Origin of the sequence: Paraclostridium dentum (assembly GCF_012922555.1) — a bacterium.
In the GTDB taxonomy this organism is placed as follows: domain Bacteria; phylum Bacillota; class Clostridia; order Peptostreptococcales; family Peptostreptococcaceae; genus Paraclostridium; species Paraclostridium dentum.
In genome coordinates, this window is the sequence record NZ_WIPK01000001.1 from 931,660 (window position 1) to 956,614 (window position 24,955).

The 24,955-nt window shown below is 28.3% G+C and carries 24 protein-coding genes; 2 read left to right on the plus strand and 22 right to left on the minus strand.

Annotation, left to right across the window (positions count from 1 at the left end; all coding sequences use genetic code 11):
* Positions 1-77 precede the first annotated feature (77 nt).
* The 18 genes from GFJ41_RS04495 to GFJ41_RS04580 form a co-directional block, all read right to left on the minus strand.
* Complete coding sequence (locus GFJ41_RS04495; RefSeq protein ID WP_170074892.1) at positions 78-2,342, minus strand: xanthine dehydrogenase family protein molybdopterin-binding subunit; 2,265 nt, start codon at positions 2,340-2,342, stop codon at positions 78-80.
* A gap of 3 nt (positions 2,343-2,345) precedes the next feature.
* A complete protein-coding gene (locus tag GFJ41_RS04500; RefSeq protein WP_021431424.1) occupies positions 2,346-2,795 on the minus strand; it encodes a (2Fe-2S)-binding protein in 450 nt (149 codons plus the stop codon).
* Positions 2,789-3,580 (minus strand): FAD binding domain-containing protein, encoded by a 792-nt coding sequence (locus GFJ41_RS04505; protein WP_085281815.1) that lies wholly within the window; start codon positions 3,578-3,580, stop codon positions 2,789-2,791. The genes GFJ41_RS04500 and GFJ41_RS04505 overlap by 7 nt, the downstream gene beginning before the upstream one ends.
* Before the next feature lie 174 nt (positions 3,581-3,754).
* A complete protein-coding gene (locus GFJ41_RS04510; protein WP_170074712.1) occupies positions 3,755-4,990 on the minus strand; it encodes a cation:proton antiporter in 1,236 nt (411 codons plus the stop codon).
* Between the two features lie 86 nt (positions 4,991-5,076).
* Positions 5,077-6,426 carry a uracil-xanthine permease family protein gene (locus tag GFJ41_RS04515; protein ID WP_170074713.1) on the minus strand — a complete coding sequence of 450 codons (1,350 nt, stop codon included), beginning with the start codon at positions 6,424-6,426 and terminating at the stop codon, positions 5,077-5,079.
* Between the two features lie 234 nt (positions 6,427-6,660).
* Entirely contained in the window at positions 6,661-6,822 is a 162-nt protein-coding gene (locus GFJ41_RS04520; protein WP_170074714.1) for a hypothetical protein, read from the minus strand.
* A gap of 23 nt (positions 6,823-6,845) precedes the next feature.
* The gene (locus GFJ41_RS04525) at positions 6,846-7,028 is read right to left on the minus strand and encodes a hypothetical protein (protein ID WP_021433114.1); all 183 of its coding nucleotides are present in this window, start codon (positions 7,026-7,028) and stop codon (positions 6,846-6,848) included.
* A gap of 421 nt (positions 7,029-7,449) precedes the next feature.
* Complete coding sequence (locus tag GFJ41_RS04530) at positions 7,450-8,511, minus strand: lysylphosphatidylglycerol synthase transmembrane domain-containing protein (RefSeq protein ID WP_170074893.1); 1,062 nt, start codon at positions 8,509-8,511, stop codon at positions 7,450-7,452.
* Positions 8,512-8,770: 259 nt separating this feature from the next.
* Positions 8,771-9,415 (minus strand): peptidylprolyl isomerase, encoded by a 645-nt coding sequence (locus GFJ41_RS04535; RefSeq protein ID WP_021431308.1) that lies wholly within the window; start codon positions 9,413-9,415, stop codon positions 8,771-8,773.
* A 12-nt stretch (positions 9,416-9,427) separates the two neighbouring features.
* Positions 9,428-10,438, minus strand: a complete 1,011-nt coding sequence (locus GFJ41_RS04540) for an acyltransferase family protein (RefSeq protein WP_021431309.1) — start codon at positions 10,436-10,438, stop codon at positions 9,428-9,430.
* Between the two features lie 18 nt (positions 10,439-10,456).
* Positions 10,457-11,278 (minus strand): alpha/beta hydrolase, encoded by an 822-nt coding sequence (locus GFJ41_RS04545; protein WP_021431310.1) that lies wholly within the window; start codon positions 11,276-11,278, stop codon positions 10,457-10,459.
* Positions 11,279-11,344: 66 nt separating this feature from the next.
* Positions 11,345-11,974, minus strand: a complete 630-nt coding sequence (locus GFJ41_RS04550; RefSeq protein ID WP_021431311.1) for a DUF4397 domain-containing protein — start codon at positions 11,972-11,974, stop codon at positions 11,345-11,347.
* Between the two features lie 409 nt (positions 11,975-12,383).
* A complete protein-coding gene (locus GFJ41_RS04555) occupies positions 12,384-12,680 on the minus strand; it encodes a hypothetical protein (RefSeq protein WP_170074715.1) in 297 nt (98 codons plus the stop codon).
* A 152-nt stretch (positions 12,681-12,832) separates the two neighbouring features.
* Entirely contained in the window at positions 12,833-13,777 is a 945-nt protein-coding gene (locus GFJ41_RS04560) for an alpha/beta hydrolase (protein ID WP_150885255.1), read from the minus strand.
* Between the two features lie 167 nt (positions 13,778-13,944).
* Positions 13,945-14,163: a hypothetical protein gene (locus GFJ41_RS04565; RefSeq protein WP_021431314.1), complete on the minus strand. Its 219-nt coding sequence runs from the start codon at positions 14,161-14,163 to the stop codon at positions 13,945-13,947.
* Between the two features lie 106 nt (positions 14,164-14,269).
* On the minus strand, positions 14,270-15,691 hold the full coding sequence (locus tag GFJ41_RS04570; protein ID WP_021433122.1) for a YfcC family protein: 1,422 nt from the start codon (positions 15,689-15,691) through the stop codon (positions 14,270-14,272).
* 211 nt (positions 15,692-15,902) lie between these two features.
* On the minus strand, positions 15,903-16,700 hold the full coding sequence (locus GFJ41_RS04575) for a Cof-type HAD-IIB family hydrolase (RefSeq protein WP_021431316.1): 798 nt from the start codon (positions 16,698-16,700) through the stop codon (positions 15,903-15,905).
* 115 nt (positions 16,701-16,815) lie between these two features.
* Positions 16,816-17,409: a DUF3793 family protein gene (locus GFJ41_RS04580; RefSeq protein ID WP_021433124.1), complete on the minus strand. Its 594-nt coding sequence runs from the start codon at positions 17,407-17,409 to the stop codon at positions 16,816-16,818.
* A 205-nt stretch (positions 17,410-17,614) separates the two neighbouring features.
* On the opposite strand from GFJ41_RS04580, the gene GFJ41_RS04585 reads away from it, so the two are divergent.
* Positions 17,615-18,691 carry a M24 family metallopeptidase gene (locus GFJ41_RS04585; RefSeq protein ID WP_085281824.1) on the plus strand — a complete coding sequence of 359 codons (1,077 nt, stop codon included), beginning with the start codon at positions 17,615-17,617 and terminating at the stop codon, positions 18,689-18,691.
* A gap of 123 nt (positions 18,692-18,814) precedes the next feature.
* Here the strand turns inward: GFJ41_RS04585 and yiaY are convergent, their stop codons facing one another.
* The gene (gene yiaY, locus GFJ41_RS04590) at positions 18,815-19,984 is read right to left on the minus strand and encodes an L-threonine dehydrogenase (RefSeq protein ID WP_025162617.1); all 1,170 of its coding nucleotides are present in this window, start codon (positions 19,982-19,984) and stop codon (positions 18,815-18,817) included.
* A 206-nt stretch (positions 19,985-20,190) separates the two neighbouring features.
* Between yiaY and GFJ41_RS04595 the strand changes: the two genes are divergently transcribed.
* The gene (locus GFJ41_RS04595; protein ID WP_206001497.1) at positions 20,191-20,598 is read left to right on the plus strand and encodes a GtrA family protein; all 408 of its coding nucleotides are present in this window, start codon (positions 20,191-20,193) and stop codon (positions 20,596-20,598) included.
* Positions 20,599-20,629: 31 nt separating this feature from the next.
* Here the strand turns inward: GFJ41_RS04595 and GFJ41_RS04600 are convergent, their stop codons facing one another.
* The 3 genes from GFJ41_RS04600 to GFJ41_RS04610 all read right to left on the minus strand — a co-directional run bounded on the left by GFJ41_RS04600 (position 20,630) and on the right by GFJ41_RS04610 (position 24,954).
* Positions 20,630-22,210, minus strand: a complete 1,581-nt coding sequence (locus GFJ41_RS04600; protein WP_170074717.1) for a PTS transporter subunit EIIC — start codon at positions 22,208-22,210, stop codon at positions 20,630-20,632.
* A gap of 56 nt (positions 22,211-22,266) precedes the next feature.
* A complete protein-coding gene (locus GFJ41_RS04605) occupies positions 22,267-23,451 on the minus strand; it encodes a MalY/PatB family protein (RefSeq protein ID WP_035115895.1) in 1,185 nt (394 codons plus the stop codon).
* A 129-nt stretch (positions 23,452-23,580) separates the two neighbouring features.
* Complete coding sequence (locus GFJ41_RS04610) at positions 23,581-24,954, minus strand: fructose-specific PTS transporter subunit EIIC (RefSeq protein WP_170074718.1); 1,374 nt, start codon at positions 24,952-24,954, stop codon at positions 23,581-23,583.
* Position 24,955 lies beyond the last annotated feature (1 nt).

Sequence of the window (24,955 nt, forward strand, 5' to 3'; positions counted from 1 at the left end):
TTACATAAGTTATCCACAAAACTTAGTTAAGTAAAATTTCCTTAAGCGTAAAAAAGTTAGGATAATTATCCTAACTTTTATTTATTCATTTCCATAAATACCTTCTCAGGTGTTATAGGAAGCGTATTAACTCTAACTCCACAAGCATTATATACAGATTCTTGTATAGCCGGTAGTGGTGTGTTTATAACAACTTCTCCTACTGATTTCGCTCCAAATGGACCTGTTGGTTCATTAGTTTCTACAAAATCTACAATGACATTTCCGACATCACATCTAGCAGGTATTTTGTATTGCATAAATGTATTTGTATCCATGTGTCCGTCATCTGTATGTCTAACTTCTTCAAACATAGCCATTCCTATACCTTGAACTATACCCCCTTCAACCTGTATCTTCGCTAAGTTTTTATTTATAACAGTACCACAATCTACAACAGCAACATAATCAATAACTTCATATTTACCTGTTTCTAAATCCATCTCTGTTTCAACAAACCCAGCTATAAATGGAGGAGGTGATACTTCGCTACCATGAGATGCATAGCCTACTAACTGTTCTTTTTCTGGTCCAACTGTAAAATCAACCGCTATATCAAATACTGATATTCTATTGTGCTCACTATATACATACTCACCGTCAAATTCAGTGTATTCTTTGTCTATTCCAAGTCTCTTAGCCCCTATATCTATTATCTTGTCACGAAGTATGTTGGAAGCTTTAACAACAGCCATTCCTGTGACATAAGTTGTAGATGATGCATAAGATCCCGGATCATATGGTACTACATCAGTATCAGCTGATATAACAGTAATTTTATCCATTGTAGTTTCTAATATTTCACATGCCATTTGTGCTAAAATAGTGTCACTTCCAGTTCCCATATCTGTAGACCCTACCATTAATGTGTAATTGCCATCATCATTTAATTTTATTTCCACACTAGCTGTATCAATACCTGCTATACCTGATCCTTGCATAGTAAGTCCCATTCCAACACTTCTAACTTTTCCATTTTCTAATTTTTTCGAAGGATATTTTTCATCCCATTTTATAAGTTCTTTACCTTTATTTATACATTTTACTAAATCTACACTATTTAAAGTTTTATCATAAGCAAAACTAGTTTCGCCTTCTTTTACTATATTTTTAAGTCTTATTTCTGTAAGATCCATATTTAATTTATGTGCTAACATGTTTATAGTTGATTCTACTGCAAAACACCCTTGTGTAGCCCCATACCCTCTAAGCGCTCCAGCTGGCATTTTATTTGTATATACTACATTTCCTTTGAATCTAGATGCTGTAAGCTTATTGTACATAGGCATAGTTTTTTCTCCTACTAACCCAAAAGTTGTTGAAGCATGTTCTCCATATGCTCCCGTATCAGATAAAGCATCTATATCTATAACTTTTATTATTCCGTCTTTTGTTGCTCCAATCTTTACATATAACTTCATTGCATGTCTACTTGTAGAACAGTTAAATGTTTCTTTTCTATCATAAATTATTTTTGCAGGTTTTCCTGTTTTTAAAGTTACAATTGCAGAGAATATTTCAACACATGCAGTTTGTTTTCCTCCAAATCCTCCGCCTATCCTAGGCTTTATAACTCTTATTTTACTTGAAGGTATATTCAATGCTCTTGATAAGTGTCTTCTTACGTGAAATGGAATTTGTGTAGAACTTACTACAACTAATCTACCTGTATGGTCTAAATAGTTGTATGCTCTATAAGTTTCCATCATTGCATGAGCTTGAGCTTGTGTATAATATGTTTCTTCGATTACAACATCACACTTTTCAAGTTCTTCTTCTATATTTCCCTTTTCATACAAATGTTTTGATACTATATTTCTTTCTCTTTCCATACCTATGTCAAAATTGCAGTGTCTGTCTTCATCATGAACTAACATTTCATTGTCAATTGCATCTTCCATATCTATTATAGGCTTTAAAACTTCATATTCAACTTTTATCATTTTCATAGCTTTTACTGCAGTTTTTTCATCTATAGCTGCAATTATAGCTACTTCATCGCCAACATATCTAACTGTATCTTCAAGTATCAATCTATCATATGGTGATGGTTCTGGGTATGATTGTCCAGCTAGTGTAAATCTATTGTTAGGTACATCTTTATAAGTTAATACACACTCTACACCATCAACCATTAAAGCCCTAGACGTATCAATATTTTTTATCTTTGCATAAGCATGAGGACTTCTTAAAATTTTAACAACTAGTGCATCTTTTGCTGCTAAATCATCAGTATATACAGGCTTACCTGTAGCTATAGACATTCCATCTATTTTATGTATTCCTTTTCCAACTATTTTCATCATTTATTTTACCCCCAGATAACTTTTGATTGCTCTTAATTGTCCCATATATCCTGTACATCTGCATAAATTACCAGTTAGATAGTGTATTATCTCCTCTTCTGTAGGATTACTTAATTCTTCTTTCATAGCTATAACTGTCATTATAAATCCAGGAGAGCAGAATCCACACTGTTCCGCACCTTCGCTAACTAATATTTTTGCAAATTCACTAGCTTCTTTTTCTAAGCCTTCTATAGTTGTAATTTCTTTATTTAATGCTCTAACTGTTAAAGTTGCACATGATAATGTAGGTCTTTTATTTATCCATACAGAGCAAAGCCCACAACATCCTGTGTCACATCCTCTTTTAACACTTAAATTTCCTAATTTTCTTAAGCTATCTACTAAATATTCTTCTGGCTCTATATCAACTTTTCTCTTTTTCCCATTTACATTAAGTTCTACTAACATTTTGTAACCTCCATGATTGCTCTTTTGACTAATACTTTACTTATTTGTTCTCTATATTCTTTAGATGCTCTCATATTTGTTCCAAATTCAATATCATTTTTTATTAAATCTATAGCTTTTTCTATATTTTCATCATTTAATTGATTATTAGATAAAAATTGACTAGCTTCTATAGCTACTTTTGCTCTTTGAGGTCTTGCGCCTATACATATCTTAAATTTATTATCTAATTTAGATACAGATACATTTAGTATTGGATAATCACTTTTAGCATTTCTCATAGACTTATAAACTGCATTTTTATTATTTTTATTTATATATATTTTAGTTAATATGTCTTTTTCATAATTCTTATTTAAAAACTCATCTAAACTTATTCTTCCACCTTTAAACGTTTCTACTTCTGTATCTAAACAAAGAAGCGCTACTATTAAATCAGAAAATCCATATTTTGAAAATACGCTACCTCCAACTGTAACTACATTTCTAAATTGAACCCCTATTATATCTCTAACTGAATCAGTTAATATTTTAAAATTATTTTTTATAATTTCACTAGTTTCTAAACTTCTTAAAGTCGTCATAGCTCCAATTTCTATAAAATTGTCATCTTCTTTTATATAATCTAAATTAAGGTTGGAAAGTTCAATTCCTGTACCTATTCTTTTTTTCCCCATTCTTAGAAATGCTGTACCTCCAAGAATTTGATTATTTTTCCTCTTAGTCAATATTGAGTATGCTTCTTCTAATGTGTTTGGCTGTACTATATCAGTAAGTGTAAACATACTGTTCCTCCCTCTTTAATTATGCAAGTTATTTTATTAATCTATATAATTTTTTTAATTATATCACACTTTATTGTTTTACTTTTATTAAAATAATTTAATTATTTCTTAAATTTAGGTATAAAAATCCATTTAAATTTTTATACCTAAATTAACCTAATAGTAAATTATATGTTATCCTTCTTCTAATAATCCTAATTTTCCAGCTATATATTTAGTTGTACTTCCCTGAATTATCAAAGTTATAAGTATTGTCATAAATACAATGGATGAAATAATTTCATAACCAGGTATTTTCATAGTTGTAATTATACCGCAAAGAGCAGCTGGAATTACTCCAGTTTCTCTTACCCACATCATAAAAAGAATTTCATTTCTAGACCATTTAGCTTTTTTATCAAATATTGTGCATATAAGTACACTTATTGGTCTTGCTACAAAAATAAGTCCTACAACAACAAGTAATGACGGTAATAAATATTTCATTAAAACATGTAAATTAACTTGGCTTCCTAAAATTATAAATATCATCATTCTACATACTGTTCCTAAAGTTTCTACAACATTTAAATCAGTATCGTATGACCTTTGAGTTAACCAAATTTTAAAATTTTTCTTATTTCCATTTATAATTCCTACTATGAAACATGCCATATATCCACTGCCACCTAATTTAGTAGCTACTTCATAGGAGATTATAACTGATAAAACAGATACTATAGGTGCAAATTCCCTTAATACTCCATAAGGCTTATCACTTATTAATTTCAATAGTAAAATTCCAGTAATTACACCTACTATAACTCCAAGAATAATCATTATGCTTAATTTATAAATATTTTCTTGAAACGAAAATTTACCTGATAAAATTATAGTAATTACTGCTGAAGTTAAAATAGCTCCTGTTGCATCATTAAATGCTGACTCACTTATTACAGTTTGTTTTACCTTATCTTTAATTTTTACACTATTAAAAATAGGCACTAATGTTGCAGGATCTGTAGATGCTATTATAGCACCTGCAAGTAATGCTGAAATTGAACTTATTTCAAATGATAATCCAATTATTTGTTTCATTATAAATGCTGATACTAAAACACCTAATGTTGATAATAGTAACACCGTAACTTTAACATTTTTTAAAACTTTCAAACTTATCTCTTTTCCACCTAAGTAAAGTATAAATGCTGATCCAAAAGTTAAAATTAATTGATTTTCAATTTGATATGAACTTATATCAATAAACTTAAAAAATGATGGTCCAATAATTATCCCAGCAATCAAAAATAATACAACATCAGGAATATTTATTCTCTCACTTAGCTTACTACATAATATCCCTGTTATAGCAACTATAGCAAATAGTATTAGTAAATTATTACTAGCTATTGTGTGAATTGATGTTTCCATAAAAAACCTCCTAAAATTTATTTCTAATTAAATAATATGAAATAATTTTTAGGAGGTTCACTTGTTTTAATTTTACTAATCTATGTTTATGAAGCTTGTGTACTCGAATTACCAACTTCTATTTTATTGTTTACCTCGGATTTTTCTTGTGGTAACACCATATTTAGGAATATAGCTATTATAGCAACTACTATAAGTCCTGAATCCCCAAATATTAATTGTATAGGCTCTGGCATTTGAGATAAAACACCTGGAACTAATGTTAATCCTACGCCAAGTCCTAATGCAACTGCAACTATTGTACTATTTCTATTATTTAAAGGTTCTGATGTTATAAGTTTTATTCCACTTACTGCAATCATTGCAAACATCATTACACTAGCTCCTCCTAATACACTAGCTGGCATTAAAGATATTAATGCTCCAAATTTAGGGAAAATTGCTGCCAATATTAAAAATCCAGCACCTATTCCAACTACATTTCTATTTATAACTTTAGTCATAGCTATAAGACCTACATTTTGTCCAAATGAAGTAGTTGGCATTGAGTTAAATAATGCTGCAATAACACTTCCAAATCCATCTGCCATAACTCCACCTGATATTTCCTCATCTGTAGCATCACGCCCTACACCTGAATGTGTAATAGCTGTTATATCCCCAACAGTTTCAACTCCAGAAACTATAAACATGCATACAAATGCAAATATTGCATCTATGTGAAATTCAAATCCAAATTGGAATGGCATCGGAATAGAAATAAGTGCCATGCTTGAAATTTGAGAAAAATCTATTTTGCCCATCGGTATAGCTACTATATATCCTACTATAAGTCCTATTAAAATCGAAGCTATACTAGTTATTCCTTTAGTGTATTGTTTGCAAAATAAAACAGTTACTAATACTATACTTCCTAATAATAAATTTGATAATGATCCAAAATCACTTGCCCCTATTCCACCGGCGAAATAGTTAATCCCTGTTGGAAGTAAGGAAATCCCAATTGCTAAAACTACAGTCCCTGTAACTACCGGAGGGAAGAACTTTCTTATTCTACTTATATATGTACCAAATACAATTTCAATTAAACTACCAGCTAAACACGCTCCTAAAACACCTTCATATCCATATTTAGCTCCTACTGCTGTTGCAACAGATACAAATCCAAAACTTGTTCCCATAACTATAGGCAATTTAGCTCCAAATGGTCCTAATTTATAACACTGAACTAATGTTACTAATCCAGACACTAGCATTGCACATTGAACTAACATAGTTTTATCATCAAGGCTTAGTCCTAATGCTCCTGAAATAATAATTAATGGAGTAACATTTCCTACAAACATTGCAAGTACATGTTGAAGTCCTAATGGTATAGCTTCTTTAAGCTTAGGCCTTCCATTTAACTGATAAATCACTGAATTTTTTTCATTCATAAAAAATTTTCTCCCCCTTAATAGTCGGTATATTATAATCTAAATTCGATTTAATATTCGTGTTTATATTTTGATTATATCAGATTTAAAAGTTTTATCAACCTAAAATCCGAATTTTTATTATTTTTTTTAAAAAATAGTACGTATTTCTAACTATAAAGTAATTAATATAATTTCTAGCATTAAAATTTAATAATAAAAAAGCTTATGTATTTTAATACATAAGCTTTTTTATTATTTATTATTATCTTTATGGTCCTTATCTTTTTCGTATTTTTCATCACTTGTATTGTTCTTACTTATTATGTCATTCATAGATAAACTTGTATTTAATATCTCTTTTGTATATTGTAAAGCATTTTCATATTGTCCATTTTTAAATCTATTTTCAGTCATATGCTTCACTCCTTAAGATTATTTTAGCATGGAGGGAAAAAATTTTTATTTGCTAATCTATTCCCTAATATATCTGCTATTTTTTTATTTTGAGAAATTTCTTCAGCAATTTCCTCTTTATTATCATTTTCTTTTAATAAGTCTTTTATCTCTTTATTGTTATCTAAATTGTTTTTATCTTTATTAGTATTTTTTTTATTAGACATAATTTTACCTTCCTTTAATATCGTTTAATACTAGAATGTCCATATAACATTTATTTTAAACTTATAATTTTTTCTATAAAAAATTCGCTTAGCTTGCGTTGTCACAACTTCGTCAGTTACTCAAAAAACTTTTTTACACTATAAATATACAATGTTGATATAACTAAGTTCTATAAGTTATCCATAGATTTTTAATAACCATAATTTCCTTAAGCGCAAAAAAAGAAAAGTATAAATACTTTTCTTTTTCAGTAAATTTAATACAAATCTTCTTTATCATCGTTTTTTGACTTTTTATCGTCATATAAATAGTAAATACCTAAAGTAATAATACAAATTACTAAACTCCACAATATAACTGATATAAACATTCATGTCACCTCTAATGTTGTGGTTTACTATTTATATATAATATTATTTTTTATGAATTAATGTTACTACTACTTTCATTTTTTCTTATTTTTTTCATTTTATAATGGTATCTAATTGTAAAAATTCCACAAAATAATAATATAAAGTAATATATAAATATTCCATATAAGAATACAGAATATCCTAATAATTCTTTAGGAATTACATCTTTAAATATAGTAAAAAATGCAATTTCATTAGCTCCTACATTTCCAGGTGTTGGAACAGGAGATACAGCCATATATAAAAAAGCCTGTAATGTTAACATATGTCCATATGACTGAGAATTCAAACTTAATGATCTGTATATACAATAAGCTATACTAAAATACAAAGTCAATTGGACTATCGTAAAAAGTAAAGATTTTATTAATGACTTTTTATCATTTAAAAATAGCTTAATTGAATAATTATACTCATCAATAAATTTATTTATACTTTCTTGCTTATCTTCTAATTTTTTAAATACTTTTATCTTTTTTAATATATTTAATGCTATATTTACTATTTTCTTAGTTTTTTTAGGACTATATATTATTAAAATCCCAAAGCTCAATGCAAATATATTCATAATCATACCAGTTGCAACTAATATAATTATAGAGTTTAGCTCTCTTTCTAAATATATATAATGATTAAACAACAATATCCCACAATATAGAGTAACTACAGTTTGAAATATAACAGTCTTATTCGCTATAACTGCAGTAGCTTTACTTACAGGAACCTTTGATTTTGTCAAAGCATAAATTTGCATCGGTTGACTTCCTGAAGCTAACGGTGTTACTAAGTTATAATACAAACCCATTGTTCCTATATTAAATCCCAACGATTTAATTTTCGTTTTATGAATTGAATTTAATATTATCTTTAGTATATAAGCTTCTAATATTATATACATTATTATGCATAAAAATCCTAATGCTATATATTTTAAATTTATAATTTTAATAATTTTAGATAAAACATTTATATTTAGAGTCGTACACACCAAATATGTAGTCAATACAATTAAAAATAATAAAAAGGTATACTGTAATATATCTTTTTGTCTTTTAGTTAATATATCCATAATATTTCTCCTAATCGATTTTACCCATCCTTTTATAAGTATACTATTTTTTGCTTTTATTTCAATAGTTTTAATTTTTAACATAAAAAATTCGCTCTGCTCATGTCGCCAACGACTCCGTCCGTTGCTCAAAATATCATTTTTTACTTTCACCAAAACGTTTGTATCACTATGTTACATAAGTATCTACAAAATTTAATTAAGTATAATTTCCTTAAGCGTAAAAAATAAGAGCAGATATCTGCTCTTATTTTAACATCTATTTGATTTTTTCAGCAGGTTTATATTCTACACCTTTAGTATCAACTCTTATGCTCTCTATAACAACATTTTTCTTAGGCTTATCGTTAGAACCTACCTCTACATTATTTATTTTGTCTACAACATCCATTCCTTTTATTACTTTTCCAAAAGCAGCATATTGCTTGTCTAAGTTTTTTGCATCTTTTGTAACTATGAAAAACTGACTTCCAGCTGAATCTGGTTGTTGACTTCTAGCCATAGATAATACACCTTTTTCATGTTTTATATCATTTTTAAATCCATTGTCATCAAATTCTCCTTTTATAGAGTATCCAGGTCCTCCTGTACCACTACCTTCTGGATCTCCACCTTGTATAACAAAGTCTTTTACTACTCTATGGAAAATAAGTCCATCATAAAACTTATTATTAGCAAGTTCTATAAAGTTATTAACGGTGTTTGGAGCTAAGTGTGGGTATAATTCAGCTTCTATAGTTCCATAATCTTTAACTTTTATAGTCGCTATTGGTAGCTCTTTTGGTGGATCAATTGGCTTGTTAGTGTATTCTTTTTCTTCTCCACTCTTTTTAGAACATCCAATCATTAATCCTAAACATAGTACTGATACTATTAATATTATTTTTCTAGTTATTTTTTTCATCTAAATCCCCCTCTATATTTTCATTAAGTTAGCTATATAATCAAACAATTTGTTTATAGGATTAAAAATAAAATTATATATATAATTTACAAAATCTCCTGACAATAAAATCATTATTAATATAGGACTTAATATTATACCAAGATTAGAAAATAAGCTAATATTCCAGCTTGGTATAAAATGTATTACTATAACAATTAAATATATATGAAATACATATATATTCATAGTATTTTTACCATATTTGCTATACCAAAACTTTCTATTTGGAACTACATTTACAATACCTATACTAAGTATTATAGATCCTAAATAAAGTAAGCTTCTTCCTATTAAACCTTGTATCATGTTTAGTTGATTGGTCTTATATGCATATGAATTATATAAGAACTTATAACCTACTACATCATACTTTGATATGTAAATTGCAATTAAAATAAAAACTATTACTATAAAATAACCAATTCCTTTGCTCATATTGTTTATTTTATTAAGTTTTGTTGAATCTGTATAGTACCCCATAAGAAAAAACGGTAAAAATGCTATAGTTCTAGATATTGATAAAAAATTTTGTCCCATACTATCAAGCCCAATTAAGAGTCCTAGCGCAAAACTTATAGGAACTATCCATTTTACTTTTGTTAAGTATTTAATGGATATCCTCCAAAAAAATAAGCTCAATAAATACCATAATGTCCATCCAGGATAAAATATAGAAAACATATTTTTACCTGTAACTATATAAGCTCCAATGTACCAAATTATATCAAAGAAAATATATGGTATTAAAAGCTTTTTAATCAAAACCAAATTTGACTTAACACCTTTTTTAGATAGATATCCAGATATAAATATAAATAAAGGCATATGAAATATATATATATACATATACATGCTTTTTAATGTATCATCTTGATTTATATAATATTCTATTGTATGCCCAAATACAACTGCAAACATTAAAATAACTTTAAGATTATCAATTAGATAATCTCTTTTTTCAATATTGCTACCTTTTTCCAATTCATGATCCTCTTTTCATTAGTTTAAGAAGTCTAAAATAACCTTTGAATCTTTTTTCCCATTTCCTCTTGCTATATTTAGTATATTGCTATGATACATATTATCTAAAATAATCAATTTTGCTAGTTTTGATTTATTAACCTTATTTAATTTATCAACGAAGCTTATCGAACATTCAGGATTTATCAATGAGTCCAACTTGCCATGTATACAAAGTACCGGTATATCTTCATTTCCTTTTATCAAGTTGATAGGGTTTACTTTATCTATATTCTGTCCTTTTGCATAATTTTTAATAATTGATTTTGCATATTTTCTAGTACATGCTCTAAAATTTAGCACTCCAGATATAGATATGAATTTTTTAAATACATGTTTGTCTATTCCATACTTTTTATGAAAATAATTATTGAAAACTAGATTAGCTGCTAATTCTCCTCCCGCTGAATAACCCATAACATAAACTTTATTCCTATCACCCATAACTCTTTCATTGCTTAGGAAATGTTTAAATCCGTTAAATATATCATCTATCTGTGTTGGATATGTAAATTTAGGAACAAGTCTATATGAAATTAAAACTACATTAAATCCCTTTTTATTAAAGTATTTACCTATATAAGAATATCTCTTTGGACTTCCATGCCACCAACTTCCTCCATGAACAAAAAATATTATAGGGCTTTTATCATCAAAGTTAAAAAACTTATAATATTGTTTTTTATGATTTCCATAACTAGCGTCATAACTTTGTATATTAGAATCTTTAATATTTGCAGTTACAATGTTATATACCAAAGGAACTTTAAGCATACTTTCTTTTAGTCTATTTTTGTTCATGTAATTTATCTCCTTATCTCTTTTAGTTAGAAGTACCTCAATAAAGTTTATTGAGGTACTTCCTAATTATTTGTTCATATAAGTTATTATATCTAAAGATTGTATAATTTCAATATCTGGTACATCCCCAATTAAATAAATTGTGTAAATTTTATTGTCTTTCAATTCAATTTTTTTACTTATTCTTATTCCATCATTACGTTCTTCCGATTCTACGTTACTTTCTTCTATTGTAAAATCATATACTCCTATAGGAACTTCTGCATAATTAGTTCTTTTTCCAAAAGGAATTTCATCTATCATTTTTACCCCATTTACTGTTAAATCTATCGGCTCTGTTGTAGGTGATAAATGTGCTATTCTAAATTTTGCATTAGACTCACAAGTTTTTTCATTTGGATCTTCAAAAACTGCAAGTAGCATAAGCTTTGGCATTATCCCTGTTATAACCAAAGTACCTACATTTCCACCTGCTATAGTTAACTCTTGTTCTAGTATTAACTTTTCACTATTTCCACATTCATATACTTTGACCGTATAATCCCCAGGAAATGTTGGTGTATATGGAACAAATTCTCTGTATCTAACATCAGAAAATACAAGTACGTCATTAATATATACATCAATTTTATCGCTATTTGCCGTAGCATTAAAAACTCTTATATATGATGCATCATTATTAACTCTTATTTTCATACATACCTCCCCCTTTAAGATATAACATAATTTATTATATGTCTTTTATACGACATATGACACTTCCACAATTAGCGTTTATTTTTTATTACCTGGGCAATAAAACCATTGTAATTACTAGGGTTAGGGCGTTTTTTATCTTTTTTTATCATATCAATGTAAGCTTTTATATTCCATTTTGTCATCTGGTGTTGTATTTGCATTTAAAATAAAAAATCAGCATCACTCATGTCGTCATTAAACTTTCCCTTTGTTCAAAAAAACTTCCATTTCCCAAGATAAAATTACTTTATAGGCACATATTTCTTTGATTATTCTAGTTTTTTGATATAACATTACTTAAACGCAAAAAAACTTCTACAAATTTATACTTTGTAGAAGTTTAAAATATATAATATATTACTATTTCCTATTTAGCATCTTTATTTATTGATATTACTCTACTTTTTTTCTCACTGATTTTAGGTTTTTTATCACATTCTTTACAACCTCTCAGCTTTTTCATAAAATTATCTACCATTTCAACTATATTGTATTTGTTTGCTAGTTCAAAGTTTTTGCAGTATTTAGCTTTAAAGAATATTTCGTCTGGTATCCCAGTTTTATATATGCCACATATTGGTTTTCCATTTTTGAATTGTACAAAATTCTTACTTTTTAGAGTATGCTTGCACTTATGACATTTTCTAGTTTTTAATCTACCCATATTCTCCCCCCTAAGCAAAGCTTTTCTTTTGCTTTATTTATATTTTACCATAAATATCAAAATTTATATACTTCTTAAGATATTTATTTAACATAATTTTCTAATTACTATATTTTATAAGTTTTAACTAGCAAAAATACTTTTTAAAATGTTTATTGATTAGTCAATTTATTATTCTGTTTTATCCAATTTATAGTATCATTTATTACTTCATCTTTATTAATTTCATTTAACATCTCATGCCTTCCACCACTATACAATTTGAATTCAACATTTTCTATGCCTACTTTTTTATAATTCTCATATAACTTAGTTATACCTTTACCAAATTTGCCAACAGGATCTTTATCTCCTGCAAATATATATATAGGCAATTTAGAATTTATTTTTTTCAAATTATTTATGTTTCTAATTTCTTTGAATAGCTTAAATAAATCATAAAAATACCCATTACTAAAAACTACTCCACAATATTCATTTTCTATATATTTTTCAACTTCTTTAAAATCTCTACTAAGCCAGTCAAACTCTGATTTATTTGGTTTAAACTTTTTATTAAATCCTCCAAAAGCTAGTTTATCTATTAAATAAGCCTTTTTCTCTCTTCCTTGAATTTTGCTCATAACTTTAGCAACTAAAAAGCCTAAATCAACTTCTATTCCATGCAACCCATTTGTACCAGATAGTATTACTCCATCTATGTCTTCGCTATAATCAATTATATACTTTTGAGCTGCAAATGATCCCATACTATGACTAAATAAGAATATAGGTAATCCATTATTTTCAGTTTTTATAATTTTAGTTAATTTGTTTAAATCTTTTACTATACAATGTATGCCATCCTTTTGTGCAAGTATTCCTATTCTATTTATATTTTCTGCACTTTTTCCATGCCCTCTATGATCATTTATGTAAACTATATAACCATTATCAGTCAAATAATTTGCAAATCTTTTATATCTACCAGCTTCTTCTGACATTCCATGTGAAATCTGAACAATTCCGTTTATGTTTTCTTTTTCTATTGGCTCATATTTATATACATATATGTCAGTATCTTCTTCCCCTTTAAATGTAAAATTACTTATTTTCATAAATCCCTCCACTATTACAATAATTTAAATTTTATGTATATTAAAATTATTTTATTATATTATATCATTATGTAATCAATTATTTAAACATACTTAGAATAATAATCTATAATTATAAAAATAAAAGGAATATATATTTATATATTCCTTTTAAATAATACTTTATATTATAAATCCATTCTTCCTTTGTAATCACCATTGCCATTTTTTATGTGACTTTTTCTATTCATTGTTTTCTTGCTATATTTAGCTTCACCTTCAGATGCAAGTTTTGCATTAACTTCTGTTGATTCATATCCATTTATGCCCAACTCTTGTGCTATTTCTTCTTTATTTTGTTTGTAAAGTTCAACTTTTGTTAAATTTTGTTTTTTATTATTAGTCATTTTCATACTCCTTTCTAAACTATACTCATTCTTATTGTGCTTATTTTCATAAATTAAATTCTAGTAAATCATTTACAAAAAAATAAAGAGCATATGCTCTTTATTTTTAAAAACCAAACTGAAGTCCTATAACTAAGAATCCAATTCCAAGTATCGTAATTGTAATTAGTAAAGGAGCTATAAATTTAAGCCATTTATCCCAAGGAACTCTAGCTACCGCTAATGCCCCCATTAAAACTCCAGACGTAGGTGTAATCATATTCATAAATCCTGATCCAAATTGAAACGCTGTTACTATTTGTTGTGATGAAACTCCTACCAAATCACCAAGTGGAGCAAGTACTGGTATTGTAAGTGATGCAAGCCCTGATGATGATGGTATTAAAATAGTTAAAGCACTTTCAAGCAGGAATGTTAAAACTATAAATATTGACTTTGGAAGTCCATTTAATAAGTTTGCTGCTGAATTTAATATACTATCTATTATAAATCCATTTTGTGCAATTATTACTATTCCACGAGCTAAAGCTATTGCAAGACCTGCTGTAATTAAATCTTTTGCTCCTTCTTCAAAGGCTTCTACAATTTCAGATTGTTTTAATCCTCCAAATATCCCTGATAATATTCCCATTGCACAGAATATCATACAGATTTCTGGTATATACCATCCTTTGGCAACTACTCCATAAACCATACCTGCCATACCAACAGTAAATGTAACTAAAACAGCTAACTCTTTTTTTGTAAATGGTTTTATATTTGAATCACCCATTACAAAATGCTCTCTATTTTTTTTATCTAGTTCATATACAATTGATTTTTGTGGATTTTTTTTAACTTTATTGGCATGTAACATAACAAATGCGATAGATATTGCCATTATAATTACAAAAATTATACTTCTATATCCAATCCCTGATCCTGGTGCTATATTAGCCAAAGCTTGTGCTATTCCAGTTGAAAAAGGATTTATTGTTGATGCAGCTGTTCCTGCAGCTGCTCCAATAAATACCACTGCCATTCCAGTTAGGGAATCATAACCCAAACTTACCATCATAGGAATAAATATGATGTAAAAAGGAAGTGCCTCTTCATGCATCCCAAAGGTTGTCCCGCCTAATCCAAACAAAATCATACATATTGGAATAATTAAAAACTCCAACCCTTTCATTTTGGAAATCGTATGCCCAATACCTGCTTCTATAGCTCCAGTTTTGTTTACAATTCCAAATGCTCCTCCAACTAATATTACAAACCCTACAACTTCTGCAGCATCTATAAATCCATCTATTGGAGCTTTAAATATTTCTGGTATTCCTTGTGGATTAGATTCCACTACTTTATATGTTCCTGGTACAACTACACTTCTTCCATCAACTTCAGTTCTATCAAACTGTCCACTTGGTATTATCCAAGTTAATCCAGCCATAACGATAATCAATGCAAAGATTATCGTAAAAGTATGAGGAATGCTAATCTTTTTCTTTTTTTTGTTTTTGTTGTTTTCTAAAATCTCTGATTTACTCATAATTCATCTCCCTATAATAACCCCTTTTTTTATTTTAGATTGATAAATTTGTGACAGTCATTTACGTCAAATTCTATATTTATATAACCCTTTTCACTAAAATTATAGCATATTTTGGTAATTCATATTTGAATTTTTTAATTTTTTCTGAAATTTATAACTTTTAAACTCAATATATAAAAAAGCATAAGCTCACGCCTATGCTTTTTATTTATTTTAATAGTTCACTTATTGCTTGTGCTACACCATCTTCAGTATTTTTACAAGTTATAAAGTTTGCATTTTCTTTTACTATATCTTCAGCATTTCCCATTGCAACTCCCATACCAGCATATTGTATCATACTTAAATCATTATGATTGTCTCCAAAAGTTATTATTTCACTCTTTTCTATATTTAAGTACTTAGCTAAACTTTCTACAGCACTCCCTTTGTTAACTCCTTTTTTCATTACCTCTATATTGTCAAAGAAAGATTTTGTCAATTCTATATCTTGAATAGTTTTTAACTCCTCTTCTACTTTAGAAAGTAATTCTAAATTACTTTCGATAATTAAAAACTTCAAAATATTTTTTCCTATTATTTGCTCTTTTATATTTTCACTTTCAATTATGTTTATATTTAAATCTTCTTGCATTTGGTATTTTCTAAGCCATTCGTTTATATATGTAGTAAATATAGTATCATCTGTAAAGCACTGATAATATATATTATTTTTTTCTAAAACATCAATTATATTGTTACATATATAATTTTCTATTTGACTTTCGTATATTATATTTCCAGTCGACTCTTTAATCAAAGCTCCATTACAACATATTATAGGGGTTTTTATTCCTAACTCTCTAGCGTACTTAATAGTTGATTCATAAATTCTCCCTGTTGCAATAGCTACATTAACCCCATTATCAGCAGCAAATTTCAAAGCTTCTTTATTTTTCTGACTGATTTCATGCTCTCCATTTAACAAGGTTCCATCCATATCTGTTACTATCAATTTATAATTCATATTTGCCTCCTTTAAATGCCTATTTAATTTCAATTATATTATATTCTAGTATATTAATACCATTTCCTTCTTATTTTTACACTTTTGAATCAATTATTTGATAGTAACAATTTATTTAAACTACTTTTTTTATTCTATCAAGAGATTTTTTCTCTAGCATATTTCTCATTTTTTTCCTATCTTCTAAAAATCTATTATATATTTCATCTGAAATTTCAGTATTTCCATATACTCTCCAATACTTTGTCTTCTGAAGTTCATAATTTCCATATCCCATAAATCCTACTACATCTTTTAGTGGATATCCTAAAAATATACCTATTTCATGTGGAAATTCATTTTCTTTTAACTTATCTAATAAACATTTTATATAATTATCTAGTGTATAGTAATTTGGATATCCTATAAACTTAAGAAAATTTACGCATTTTTTATTTTTTAAAGTTTCCGATAGAGCATCTTTATTTATAAATAGTATTTTTATTTCCCCATTATCCTTATAAACTATCTCATATTTTAATCTAGAACAGTTTTTGAAAAAAGATTCTATTTCTTTTATTTTATATTCTTTATTGTTGTCATTAAGTGAAATATTTAATATTTCACTAGGCTTTGATCCTAAAATTACAGGCCCTAAAAGTTCTAATATCCATTTTATGTATGACGAATCTATTCTATTTTTACATGAGTAATCACATTTTATATTCATATTAACCTCCATTTAATTGAAAATCATTATCATAATTAATTTTATCATTATTGATAATGATTTTCAATATCTTTTTAGTTATATATTAAATTTTATTATTATAATCCATTTAAATTTCATTTAATTAAATTATTTTACATTTTATATAAATTTATGTTAAAATTTACTTGTAAGGTATTTATACAATTAAAAGGGAGATGGATATATGAAAACTCAAAGATTAAACGCTGTTCTTGATCAAATGAAGAAAAATAGCATAGATCAAATGTTAATTAGTGATCCATATGCAATATTCTACTTAACAGGAAAAATGATACATCCAGGAGAAAGATTATTAGCATTATATATAAATGTTAATGGAAATAATAAGATGTTTATAAACGAATTATTCCCTGTGACTGAAGACTTAGGTGTTGAAATGGTTTGGTTTAACGATACTCAAAATTCAGTTGAAATCGTTTCCAACGGTATAGATAAAAATGGTACTATAGGTGTTGATAAAAACTGGCCTGCAAAATTCTTACTAGCTTTAATGGATTTATGTCCAGGATGCAAATTTGTGAATTCTTCTTACATAGTAGATACTTTAAGATCATCTAAAGATGAAGAGGAAAAGGATTTAATGAGAAAGGCTTCTGCTTTAAACGATGAAGCTATGAAGAGATTAAAAGATACTATAAATGCAGATTTAACAGAAAAGCAACTTGCTAACAAATTATCTGGAATATATGAAGATTTAGGTGCTGATGGTTTCTCATTCTCTCCTATAATAGGATTTGGACCAACTGGAGCAGATCCACACGGTACTCCTGGAGATAGAAAAGTTAAAGCTGGAGACGCTATAATACTTGATATAGGTTGTGTAAAAGATAACTACTGTTCAGACATGACTAGAACAGTATTCTATAAAGAAGCTCCTGAAAAAGCTAAAGAAGTATTCGAGATAGTTTTAGAAGCTAATAAAAGAGCTATAGCTTTAGTTAAGCCAGGTGTTAGATTCTGTGATATAGATGCAGCTGCTAGAGATTATATAACAGAAAAAGGATACGGAAAATACTTCACTCATAGAACTGGTCACTCTATAGGTCTTGAGTGTCATGATATGGGAGATGTTTCTTCTGTTAATACTGATTGTGTTCAAGAAGGTATGATATTCTCTGTTGAGCCAGGTATATACCTACCAGGTGAATTCGGAGTTAGAATAGAAGATTTAGTTCTAGTTACAAAAGATGGTCATGAAAATTTAAATAAACATGATAAAGAATTAGTTATAGTCGGATAAATTTTAAAGCATAGACAAACATTTTGTCTATGCTTTTTTTATACCTATATATTTATACAAAAAAAGATTATCTTAAATTAACTTAAGATAATCTTTTTTGATATATAATAATTTATTTAATTTTTAAGCAAGTTCAGTTGCATTCCCCATCGCTCTTGTAAGTATATCTTTTACATCTTGATGAGTTGCTTTTATTGGATTAGTTAACCCACAAGCATCTTTAAGTGCATTCTCTGCTAAAATATCAAAATCTTCTACTTTAACTCCTAGCTCTTTAAGGCCTGCTGGTATATCTATATCACTTGATAATTTTCTTATAACCTCTATGCAAGCTTTTGCTCCTTCTTCATCACTCATGTTCTTAGTTTCAACACCCATAAACTTAGCTACATCCTTTAACTTAGCACTGCAAACTGTAGAGTTAAATACTTGTACTTCTGGAAGTAATATAGCATTACATACTCCATGTGGTAAATCATAAAAACCACCAAGTTGATGTGCAATTGCATGTACATATCCAAGTGAAGCTGAGTTAAATGCCATTCCTGCCAAGTATTCAGCATAAGCCATCATATCTCTTGCTTCCATGTTATTTCCATCTTCTACTGCATCTCTTAAATGATCATTTATAAGCTCTATAGCTTTTTGAGCACAAGCATCAGTAACTGGTGTAGCTGCAGTTGATACATATGCCTCAACTGCATGAGTTAAAGCATCCATTCCTGTTGCTGCTGTTAGTGATTTAGGCATACTAACCATTAACTCTGGATCATTTACTGCAAGTATTGGCGTAACATTTTTATCAACTATAGCCATTTTTACATGTCTTTCTTCATCTGTTATTATAGAGAATACTGTCATTTCAGAAGCTGTTCCTGCTGTTGTATTTATTGAAATTAAAGGTAATTGAGGTTTAGAAGATTTATTTATTCCTTCATAATCCTTTATATTCCCTCCATTTGTTGCAACTAATGCAATTCCTTTTGCACAGTCATGAGGAGAACCTCCTCCATAAGAAATTACAAAATCACAGTCATTTTCTTTTAATATTTCAACCCCATCCATAACACTTTTTACAGTTGGATTTGGTATAGATCCTGGATAAACTACATAATCTATATTATTTTCTTCTAAAAGATCGGTTACCCCTTTGAACTCTTCACTTTTAGAAGATCTTTTTCCACATACTATAAGGGCTTTTTTAAGTCCTCTTGAAGTTATCTCTTCTGCTATTTTCTTAACGCACCCTGGTCCCATTAAACTTATATTCGGCATAAAAAATGCATAACTCATGTCTTTTCCCCCTTGTTAAACGTTTTTTTAAGCGTTATTATTTGTTTTTTATTTAACACACTTTAATTATATACCACATTTTTCCTTATGTATATAGTTTTTTTGTTTTTTATATGTAAATATCATGTTATTATAAAACCAATACTATATTATGAAATGTTTTTACATGTAACGACATCATTGGTCAATATTAAGGAGAAAGTGTAATGATTTTAATTTTAAAAAAGTATAAAATGAAAATTATAGAATATCTTAAATTTAATGCTATAGGTATAACAAATTTTGTAATTTCTCAAATGATTTATATTAGTTTGTATTTATTTTTAGAAATTCACTATTTAGTAGCCTATTCTATAACTAGTTTAATAAGTGTATCCGCTTCATATTTTCTAAATTCAAAGTTTACATTTAAAGAATCTAATTATACAGCTAAAAAGTTTTTATTGTCTTCTTTAGTTTACGTATTTGAATTTTTCTTAAATATGATAATAATAATCTTATTTGTAAACATACTTCATGTTAATGAGATTGTAGCCCCTTTATTTGCTCCAGTTTTTTCTACTCCTCCTGTCTTTTTTATGATGAGAGCTGTAATAAAAAAAGATATATATTAAATAGTAATCTATTTAATATATATCTTTTATATTATGCTAATGCTAATTGTTTATTAACTGAGTTTTTAACAACGTTTACTGATGGTCCATAAATTATTTGTATGTTATTCTCATCAACTTTAACTAGCCCCATACATCCAGTTGTTTTAATTTTTTCTTCACTTATAAGACTCATATCTTTAACTGTAACTCTAAGCCTTGTTATACAACAATCAACTACATCTATATTTTCAGCTCCACCAAGCCCAGAAATTATAACCTTAGCTTTTAATACTGATGGATCTGTATTTTTTCCAACTTCACCTTCTTCATCCATCATTTCCATACTTTGATCATACTCTCCTCCTCTTCCTGGAGTTTTTACATCAAACTTAACTATCCACCATCTAAATAAGAAATAACACGATAATCCAAATGGAATTCCTAATAAAAGTAAAATTAAATATCTAGATTCTGGTCTTAATACTCCATATAATAAAAGTCCTATTAAGTTAGGTTCAGATCCTCCCATACCAGTTTGTAAAATATAACTTACCATAAAACTTAGTCCTGTTATTATAGCATATATCAGATAAAGTATCGGAGATGCAAACATAAATGCAAACTCTATTGGCTCTGTAACTGCCGCAATTAATATTGAAAATACACCTGTTAGCAATAATGGTTTTATTGAATTTCTATTTTCCGGTTTTGCAGTGTGGTACATAGCAAGCGCTATTGCCGGAAGACCAAATAATGTCATTGGTACTTGTCCACCCCTTAGGAATTTAACCATCTCAGCAATAGTTGTCCCTTCTGGTAGTACATTTGTTGTTAAGAAATAATTATATGCTATTCTTGATCCTTCAACTACATTTCCATCAGGGAAAGCATATACTCCTGATACAGCTGTGTCTCTTATAACTGCATTCCATACATGATGAAGTCCTGTTGGAATTAAAAGTCTTTCTCCAAATCCATATAAAAATGGTGCAAATATACCTGCGTTAGCAACACCTTGTGCTGCTGTGTTTATAGCTGCTGATATAGCCGCCCAAATAAAAGGGAATACTTGACCTAAAAGTACAAATACTACTGCACAAGCGATAGGAACAAATCTAGTTCCTCCAAAGAATGATATCGCCATAGGTAACTTAATTTTATGAGTTTTATTATGAATAAATGCAGCAAGTAATCCTACTACAATACCCCCAACCATACCTGTGTCTATTGTATCTATTCCTAATATAGGTTTTAAAGTTGCTTCTGGGAACATACCTGCAACACTTGGGTTAACAGTTAATAGAGTACCCATTCCCATTAAAAATGCTAGATATCCTACTAAACCTCCTAGTGCCGCAAACTCTTTATCCTCTTTAGCCATCGCAAACGATAAAGCTACAGCAAATAATAAAGAAATATTCCCCATCATTACATTTGCAATAGTACTCATTATATTGGCAACGTACTGTACTACTGGTGTGTTAAGCACAGGTATCATTTCTTTTAATTGATCATGCCATAAAAATACTGATGCTAGCCCCAATAACATAGATGCAAACGAAATTAATGTTATTGGCAATAAGAAAGCCCTTGAAAGCTTCTGAAAAAAGTCAAATAATTTCTTCTTCATGTCATTCTCCTCCATAAGTTCATTTTCTATATTTTTATTTTAATTCTAAGTTCAAACTAGATTAATCCATTTATAAAAGCTTCAATTCTAACCAAAGCATTATATACGTTTTCTCTTTGAGTTCCTAAGTTCATCCTTATATAATTTTCTCCGTCTGATACAAAATGTGCCCCATCCTCTAGTAAAACGCCTTTTTCTATAGCAAGTTTTGTAGTAAACTCATTCGAATTTATACCTAATTCACTAATATCTATCCATGCTAAATAAGATGACTCCATTTTCATAACTTTAATCATAGGTAATTTTTCTTTTATGAATTTTTCTACTATAAGGTAATTTTCTTTTATATATTCATTTACTTCTTTTAACCACACTCTGCATTCATCGTAAGCTGTTATAATTCCTATTATTCCAAATACATTTGGTGATGTTATTGAATTTTGATTTAATTTTTTTCTAAATTTATTTCTTATTTCTTTATTTCTAACTATTGAGTATGAAGTTTTAAGCCCGCCTAAATTAAATCCTTTATTTGGAGATGTTAGTAGGATTATATTTTCTAACAAATCATCTTCAAGTTTTAATATAGACTCAAATTTTCCAAAATGTATATGCTCTGCATGGACTTCATCTGCAACTAAAATAACACTATTTTCCTTACAAAGTTTTGCTACTTTTCTTATTTCTTCTAAAGACCATATCCTTCCTGATGGATTATGCGGTGTACAAAATAACATAAGTTTTGGTTTATAAGTTTTAATTTGTTTTTCTAACGTTTCAAAATTTATATAATATCTATTATCAACTATATCTAAAGTATTTGCGATAACGTTTACCCCTTGCTTTTTACTCGCTGATTCAAATGGGTCATACACAGGAGTATTTAATATTATATTATCACCTTCATTACAAAAAGCTTGAATTGTGTAGTGTATAGTTGATACCGTACCATAGGTTAATGTTATTTCATCTTTATTTACTTCAACTCCATGAATTTCACTTTGCCAATTTATTACCGAGTTGTAAAATTCTTCATAACAATAAGTATATCCAAATACACCTCTTCTCACTGTTTCAATAAATCTATCTTCAATTTCTTTTGGTATTTTGAAATCCATATCTGCAATCCACATTGGGATAAAATCGGCATCTACATTTCCAAATTTATCTCTTATTATATCTAAATCCCATTTCCTACATTTCTCAGATACTCGATCTGGCTTAATATTAAAATCATACATACAAATCACCTCTGTCGTAATTTTATTTATAGAAACTTAAGTTCTTTAATCACGCTGATAAGGCTCAATTTTTAAAGTTGATAACCCTCTTATTCTTAAATAAACTTAAGTTTCTATAAGAAATAATTTTTAAATCATTTCTTTTTCTTTTTTATTTTTAATAAAAATTAATAAACTTGTATTAACTACCACTCCAATTATTACACTTATATAAAATCCTAAAAACGGAGTTACATTCCCCAACAATGGGTCAATTATATTAGCTCCTGGTGCTAAACGTTTAACTCCCATAAGGTTTCCAACAATGGCCGCAATTGAAGCCCCAACAATTTGTGATATTAAAATAGCTTTTGGGTCATTAACTGCATAAGCTATTGCTGGCTCAGTTATACCAAATAATCCTACTGTAAGTGCTGATTTTCCATTTTCTAACTCTTCTTTATTAAATAAATCTGGTCTAATTATAGTTGCAATACCTATTGATACAGTAGGAATTATAATAACAATTGCTACTGTCCCAAAGTAAATATAATTCCCTTGCTGTGCCATACTCAACGCAAATATGTACGCAGTTTTATTTATAGGTCCTCCCATATCTAAAACAAGCATTATTGCTATGACTACACATAATAACATAGAACTGCCTAATGATAATGAATTCAGGAAATACATAAGTTCAAACATAACTTTACTTACAAATGGACCAATTATATAAAACACTATAGTACTTATAAATAATGTACTTATAAGAGGTATTATTAAAAACGACATAATTGGAGTCATGTCTTTAGAAAGTTTGATATCTTTTAAAAAGTTTACAAAGTAACCAACTAAAAGTCCTACAATTATTGCTCCTAAAAATCCACCATTGGCTGCAGTTCCTAAAATCTCCTCATTCTCTACTAGACAGCTTCCTAAAAATGCAGGAGCTAATGCAGGTTTTCCAGATATTGAGTATGCTATATAAGCTCCCAATACAGGTATCATTAGTTCTATCCCTATAGCCCCTACCATTTTTAATAAGTATGCATATGTACCTATCTCGGGAACACTTCCCTTTGTTATTATAGATGATATAGACATCAAAAGTCCTGCAGCTATAGCTAATGGTATTGTATATGATACACCGGTCATTATATGTTTAAATATATTGATATTTTTCTTAATTTTTTCTTTTCTATATACAAAGGCTTCTTTTTCTAGATTATCAAACACTGATTCTACATTTTTAAGAACCTCATTGATATCTTTTTGAATTATTTTTTTGCCTTCAAATTTATCCATGTCTTCATCGGATAATCCTCTTCCTATTGCTAATATAACATAGTCAGCTTCTTTTATATCATCTGGTGTAAGCTCAAATTCATTTCCTAAAACACCTTGAGTCTCTATCTTTACAATATGACCTCTATCTTTGCCTTCGCTTGTAAGTGCTTCTGCAACCATATATGTATGTGCAACACCTACTGGACAGTTGCTTATACCTACTATTTTGTATCCCATA